The organism is Veillonella sp. (genome assembly GCF_015058545.1).
Classification (GTDB): Bacteria; Bacillota; Negativicutes; order Veillonellales; family Veillonellaceae; genus Veillonella_A.
Map to the genome: position 1 here is coordinate 1 of NZ_SVCB01000076.1, position 6,620 is coordinate 6,620.

General features: G+C 40.3%; 7 protein-coding genes and 1 pseudogene. All 8 read left to right on the forward strand.

The window, feature by feature from the left end:
- Window positions 1–226 (forward strand): annotated as a pseudogene (locus E7204_RS05230) (ATP-binding protein); the annotation flags it as partial.
- Between the two features lie 2 nt (window positions 227–228).
- Window positions 229–840: a hypothetical protein gene (locus E7204_RS05235; protein ID WP_295182425.1), complete on the forward strand. Its 612-nt coding sequence runs from the start codon at window positions 229–231 to the stop codon at window positions 838–840.
- A gap of 126 nt (window positions 841–966) precedes the next feature.
- The gene (locus tag E7204_RS05240) at window positions 967–1,419 is read left to right on the forward strand and encodes a HutP family protein (protein WP_295182428.1); all 453 of its coding nucleotides are present in this window, start codon (window positions 967–969) and stop codon (window positions 1,417–1,419) included.
- Window positions 1,420–1,483: 64 nt separating this feature from the next.
- Window positions 1,484–2,242, forward strand: coding sequence for a glycosyltransferase family 2 protein (locus E7204_RS05245; RefSeq protein ID WP_295182431.1), 759 nt, complete (start codon window positions 1,484–1,486; stop codon window positions 2,240–2,242).
- Window positions 2,243–2,244: 2 nt separating this feature from the next.
- Complete coding sequence (locus E7204_RS05250) at window positions 2,245–3,177, forward strand: glycosyltransferase family 8 protein (protein WP_295182435.1); 933 nt, start codon at window positions 2,245–2,247, stop codon at window positions 3,175–3,177.
- A gap of 4 nt (window positions 3,178–3,181) precedes the next feature.
- On the forward strand, window positions 3,182–4,195 hold the full coding sequence (locus tag E7204_RS05255; RefSeq protein ID WP_295182437.1) for a glycosyltransferase family 8 protein: 1,014 nt from the start codon (window positions 3,182–3,184) through the stop codon (window positions 4,193–4,195).
- Window positions 4,196–4,279: 84 nt separating this feature from the next.
- On the forward strand, window positions 4,280–5,446 hold the full coding sequence (locus E7204_RS05260) for a nucleotide sugar dehydrogenase (protein WP_295182440.1): 1,167 nt from the start codon (window positions 4,280–4,282) through the stop codon (window positions 5,444–5,446).
- A gap of 51 nt (window positions 5,447–5,497) precedes the next feature.
- Window positions 5,498–6,514, forward strand: coding sequence for an NAD-dependent epimerase (locus E7204_RS05265; RefSeq protein WP_295182443.1), 1,017 nt, complete (start codon window positions 5,498–5,500; stop codon window positions 6,512–6,514).
- Window positions 6,515–6,620 lie beyond the last annotated feature (106 nt).

Genomic DNA, 6,620 nt, shown 5'->3' on the forward strand with positions numbered 1-6,620 from the left:
AAATAATAATATGATTAATAATAGCAGAAATAAATCCGGTCAATTAATAGTATCAACACATAATTTAGAGTTATTGAACCTAGACTTATTTGCACCGGAGCAGATTTATATTCTTTCAAAAAATGATTGTTTGTCTACTGAAATAAATTCATTGGCGGATTTTGATTTACGTAGTAGCAATAAGAGGTTAGCTGTTAAATTTTTACAAAGGGAATTCGAGGTATAAAAGTGGGGTATAAGCGGAGAAAACACAATATAATTCAATCGAGTCATTTAAAAATTCATATTGCTTGTGAGGGTCCAAGTGAAGAATCAATTTTAAAAGACGTTTTAAAAGATTATAAGTACATTACTGTTAAAAGTATTGATGGTGGTGGCTATGGTAAGTTTACCAATTATGTAGAACGCAACAAGGATTTATATCCGATATTCTTTATTGTGGCGGATTTGGACAAAGCTCAAAATGATGAATCGGCGAGAAGATTGTTAAATGAAATGATAAAAAAGGTGAATATTTTATCGAATATGAATACTATTTTTTTGACCGGCCCTGAAATTGAATATTGGGTAGCGTGTTGTATTGGAAGGCCAAACCTTACTAGTGATGATTTAAGTGCTATGGATTATAAAAAAGGAAATAAAGTTGCTGATTTTATTAGTAAAAATCATGGCAGCTATTGGTTAGGATGTCAATTAATCACTAATAATAGACTGTATTATAATAAAATGAGTCATAAAGATAAGTACTCAATAGCCCCTGAAAACTTGCAGAATAAGCAGAGTAATCTAGTTAATTTGCTCCCTTATATTCAAAAGATGCAACAAGATAAATTGAATTAAATTTGAATTTTATGATTTTGAACAACATAGAAATAGACTTTATATCACCGGTTGGAGAATATCTTCAACCGGTGATATAATAATAAGATAGAGATAATTTAGTAGCTTGGTAGGCAGGTGGATATAATGGAATATAACAGTATTGCGGTAGGACGGGCAGCATTACAGTTGGCGATTACAGAATCGCGTCAAAAAGAACAAGAACTACGTAAAGAATTACAAGAAAAAGGAATTCGCTCTGTAGCGGTTGACTTTGGCGGTCAATTCGTACAGTCCATTCCTAAAATTATAGAACATGCCGTAGTAGCGGCGCAGCGTCAAAAAGTAGTAGCCGATAATCACATCGGTGAAGGTGCCGTTATCGGGGCTACCCAAGAAGCGTTAGAACAACTCAAACGTAAGGCCATCGGCCTCAATGTGGGCGGTAAAATCGGCATTGCCCGTTATCGTGAACACATCAGCGTGGCCATTTATGTAGGCGTTGGTATTTTGCATTTGAACGAAATTGCAGTAGCCATTGCCCATAGAAGCTTGCCGGCAAAAGAAGATGAAGTGGGGCAAAAGAGCGCGGGTGAATAGATTTTAATCAGTTGCAATAATTGGGGAATAACTTGTACAGTATGGAGTAATTGGAGGCGAATCAGTGAGTTCACTAGCCGTCATTATTTTGACAAAAAACGAAGAAAAGCATATCGAAGCAGCCATTCAAAATGCGAAAAAATGTGCGGATGAGGTGCTCATTATCGACTCCGGCAGCACGGACAATACAGTAGCCATTGCCGAAAAAAATGGTGCTATAGTTCGTTATCGCGCCTGGGATGATGATTTTGCGTCGCAGCGAAACTTCGCCTTAGAACAAACCACGGCTGACTGGGTGTTGTATTTGGATGCGGATGAACGCATGGATGAAACAATGTGCCGAGAAATTCGCTACATTGTTGTGGAGAACCGTGTGGGTGAATATGGTTTAAAACGCGAAGTTATTTTTAACGGGCATCGTTTTAAACACGGTATCTTTGCACCGGACATTGTATATCGCTTGTTTCCCCGCGAAGCGGTTACCTGGGTAGGCAAAGTGCATGAGCATCCGGAAACGAATTTGCCAAAATCGATATTAAAAGGTGCTTTAGATCACTACTCCTATGAAAGCTGGCATCATTGGCTTCAAAAGGCCGATCATTATACGACAATTTGGGCCGAAGAGCAGTATTCTAAAGGCAAGCGTATTACGCTGGGAAAAGCGTTTTCTCACTCCTTTGTGGGCGGCTTGCGAGCTTTACTTTTAAAAGGTGCTTTTTTAGATGGCTGGATGGGCGTGTTTTCTTCCTATCAGCACGCATTTTATACCATGCTGAAATATGTAAAATTGCATGAATTGCAGCAACGGGAAAAAGGAAAATAAGCATGGATGATATAGTAATAGTATTGGCGGCTGATGATAATTATGCACAGCATGCGGCCGTAACGGCGGCTTCTATCTTACTGCATACAACTGAACCGCAACGAGTTTCATTGTATATCTTAAGTGATGGTATAAGTGAAACGAAGCAACAGAAAATTAAAGATACGGTTAATGATTTGACAGGCCGAGTACAGCTGATAGCCGTGGACGGTGACGCCATCGAAGGCTTTACCAGCGGACACATCAGTAAAGCGGCTTATTTGCGTTTAATGATTCCTGAATTGTTGCCTGACTATGTTCAGAAGGCGATTTACTTTGATACGGATTTAGTTGTAACCGGTGATGTGGCCGAACTTTGGCGGCTGCCACTGGGGGGCCATCCGGTGGGGGCGACGATTGATTTAGGGATTATGTCATCCAAACGCAGTCTTCGTGAAAAACATGCATCTATCGGCTTAAATGAGTTAGATGATTACTTTAATTCCGGTATGATGGTTATTGATGTGTCTCAGTGGCGTGTTAAAAATTATGGCAACGCAGTACTGACTGAGATTACATCAAATCAATTTCGTCACCACGACCAGGACGGTTTGAATAAAGTGTTTAAAAATGATTGGCAAGAATTGCCGCTTCGTTGGAATGTTATACCGCCGGTGTTTTCGTTACCGTTAAAAATTCTACGCAGTGCCAAGTGGCGCAAAAAGGCAATTGAGGCCTTGCAAAGCCCAGCCGTAATACACTGGGCCGGTCGCTATAAACCGTGGGAATTTTCCTGTGAAAAAGCATTTAACGGCGTATATTATGAAGCGTTAAAAGAAACTCGGTTTAATGATGTAACAATGCCGCAACCAAGTAAAGACATGCAGGGTAAATCCCTGACAAGACAACTTATGCGAATTCGTTGGGCAAAATTTTGGCAAGCTATAGGTGGATAAACAGATGAAAACATTTTCAGAAGATTTTTTTCAAATAAAAAATTTCATAAAAGAGCGAATAGATTTTAATTACTCGAGCACGGATGAAGGTGCTTACCACATCGCCTATAATGTCAATGACGGGTTCATTCATATCATGGGCGTATCGGTTGTGTCGGTACTGGAAAATAATAAAGATAAAAACTTTGTTGTTCATATTTTTGTGGACGGTTACAGTCCGGAAAATTTGGCGAAAATCGAAGAAATGGCCAAACAGTGGCAATGTCATTGCATCGTGTACTTGCTCGACATGACCCCGTTTAACGATTTCCATATTAAAGTAGCGCGTTTTTCCAGAATTACCTATGCCCGTATTTATATGCCTAAAGTCATTAAGGAATACAGCGATAAGTTTATTTACCTTGATGCGGATACCATGGTGTGCGATTCGCTTACTGAATTATGGAACATGGACTTGCAGGGCAAGGCTATGGGCGCCGTTTCGGAAACACCTGAATCCGTTGCGTATCGAGCCGGTCATTTGAAGTTAAAGTCCGGTAAATACTTTAACGATGGCGTTATGGTTATAGATATTACCCAATGGGAAAACGATCAAATCACCGAAAAGGCGTTTGCTTATCAGAATGAACCGCCTAGTCGTTTCAAAGGGCAAAGCCAGGACGTGTTGAATTTAGTATTCGATGGTGATTTATATTTCTTGCCGGCTGCTTATAATGCGTACGGCGGTGCTGCTGAATTTGACGGCAAACCGGTTATCGCTCATTGGACGGGTCGTCGTAAACCATGGCAAATGGTGGTGACCGATATTGATGCTTTGTGGCGTAAATATAATGCCTTGGCACCATGGGAGACGATTACGCATGTCTTGCCGGTGAAAAAGCCGGAAAATTATCATGACTTCCAGCAATGGGGTGATTACCAGAAAAAGCAGGGCCATTACGGTAAATTTTTGCAAAGTATTTTCTGGTACAGCGTGTTGCGTGTGATTTATAAATTGGGCGGCAACAAGAAAAACTAGTTGAATAAAGATTAGTAGCTTACTCGTTAAGAATTAGGCAACTAATTTAAATTTTGAAGTATTTGATTATTAGGAGTGGCGAAGATGAAAATTGCAATTGCCGGGACCGGTTATGTAGGTTTATCCAACGGCTTATTGCTGGCACAGCATCATGAAGTGGTGGCGTTGGATATTATTCCCGAAAAAGTAGATATGCTTAATAAGGGGCAGTCACCGATTGTTGATGCGGATATATCCGCATTTTTGCAACGTGATGATATTAACTTTAAAGCAACTCTGGATGCTAAAGAAGCGTTCGTGGGTGCCGACTACATCATCATTTCCACACCGACTAATTATGATCCGAAGAAAAACTTCTTTGATACATCGTCCGTAGAAGCTGTTATTGAAGAGGTATTGAATATTAATCCGGACGCCGTTATGATTATCAAATCAACGGTACCGGTAGGCTACACAATGCAGATGCGTGAACGATATAATACGAAAAATATTACTTTCTCGCCTGAATTTTTGCGTGAGGGCAAGGCTTTGCATGATAATTTATATCCGTCTCGCATCGTTGTGGGCGAACGATCCGATAGAGCCAGGGTGTTTGCTGATTTATTGGCTGAAGGGGCCGTTAAAAAGGATATTCCGATTATCTTCACCGGCTCTACGGAAGCAGAAGCAATTAAACTCTTTGCCAATACTTATTTGGCCTTGCGCGTAGCCTATTTTAACGAGCTCGACTCTTATGCGGAAATTCGCGATTTGAACACGGCTGAAATCATTAAAGGCGTATGCTTGGATCCGCGCATCGGTGATTTTTACAACAATCCGTCCTTTGGTTACGGCGGTTATTGCTTGCCGAAAGACACGAAACAGTTGTTGGCTAACTATCATGATGTACCGCAGAATCTTGTGTCGGCTATCGTGGAAGCGAATCGTACGCGTAAAGATCATATCTCCGATATGATTATTGATAAAAAACCGAATGTGGTAGGCGTTTATCGCTTGACTATGAAGAGTGACTCCGATAATTTCCGTGCGTCGGCGATTCAGGGCGTTATGAAACGAATTAAAGCGAAGGGGATTGAAGTTGTCGTTTACGAACCGACCCTTAAAGCAGATGACTTTTTTAAATCCAAGGTCATTCGCGACTTGACAGAATTTAAAGCAATGAGTGATGTGATTATTACGAACCGTTGGTCAGATGATTTGGCAGATGTTAAAGATAAAGTATATACGCGAGACTTATTTGATCGAGACTAAGACGTGAATAAGAAAAAATAAGCAGAGATTAAGAAAGAGATAGGTGTTCGCATGGCAACATACAAAGAACCGGATATAAATAAAAAAGTACTCATTACCGGTGCAGCCGGATTCATAGGTTTTCACTTGGCTAAGCGATTATTGGAAAAAGGTGTTACCGTTGCCGGTTTCGATAATCTCAATGATTACTATGACGTAAAGCTTAAGGAAAGTCGTTTGGAAATTCTTAAAGATTTTCCTAAGTTCTCTTTTGTAAAAGGAAACTTAGCCGATGAAACGGTCGTTAATACATTATTTGAATCTTTTAAACCGGATATTGTCGTTAATCTGGCTGCTCAAGCGGGCGTTCGCTATAGTATCGACAATCCACGAGCCTATATGGAATCCAATATGATGGGATTCTTTAATATTTTGGAAGCTTGTCGCCATAGTTCGGTGGATCATTTGCTTTTTGCGTCCAGTTCGTCCGTGTACGGCAATCAGCAGAAGACACCGTTTGCTACAACGGATAATGTGGATCATCCAATCAGTCTATATGCGGCCACAAAGAAATCAAATGAACTCATGGCCTATACATATAGTCATCTGTATGGTATTCCGGCTACAGGCTTACGTTTCTTTACGGTGTATGGACCTTATGGTCGCCCTGACATGGCGTACTTCAAATTCACTAACAAGATTATGAGCGGAACGCCGATTCAGATCTACAATAACGGTGATATGTATCGCGACTTTACCTATGTTGACGATATTGTGACCAGTATTGAACGGATGTTATGTAATCCGCCGGCTAAAAACGAAGCAGGGGATGCTTATAAAGTGTATAATATCGGGAACAATAAACCGGAACAGTTAATGCACTTCATAGAAGTGTTGGAAGAGCAATTAGGTAAAAAAGCGGAAAAAGAATTTTTGCCGATGCAAGCAGGAGATGTGTATCAGACCTATGCTGATGTGAGTGAATTGGAACGAGATTTCGACTTTAAACCGGAAACAACGATTGAAGAAGGGTTGGGCAAATTCGTAGCGTGGTATAAGGAATACTTTGACTCTGCTACCAAAATCTGATATACTAACCTAGTTAATGAAACAAAAGGACAATTTCTAGTTGACAAGTTCTGTTCTTTTTGTTATCATAATGAAGTTAAATGAAGTAGAGGCCATCCGCTTCTCA

Excerpts from the sequence above, each read along its gene's own strand:
- E7204_RS05240 (WP_295182428.1), top strand. The coding sequence starts at position 967 with ATGGAATATAACAGTATTGCGGTAGGACGGGCAGCATTACAGTTGGCG.
- E7204_RS05250 (WP_295182435.1), top strand. The coding sequence starts at position 2,245 with ATGGATGATATAGTAATAGTATTGGCGGCTGATGATAATTATGCACAG.
- E7204_RS05255 (WP_295182437.1), top strand. The coding sequence starts at position 3,182 with ATGAAAACATTTTCAGAAGATTTTTTTCAAATAAAAAATTTCATAAAA.
- E7204_RS05260 (WP_295182440.1), top strand. The coding sequence starts at position 4,280 with ATGAAAATTGCAATTGCCGGGACCGGTTATGTAGGTTTATCCAACGGC.
- E7204_RS05265 (WP_295182443.1), top strand. The coding sequence starts at position 5,498 with ATGGCAACATACAAAGAACCGGATATAAATAAAAAAGTACTCATTACC.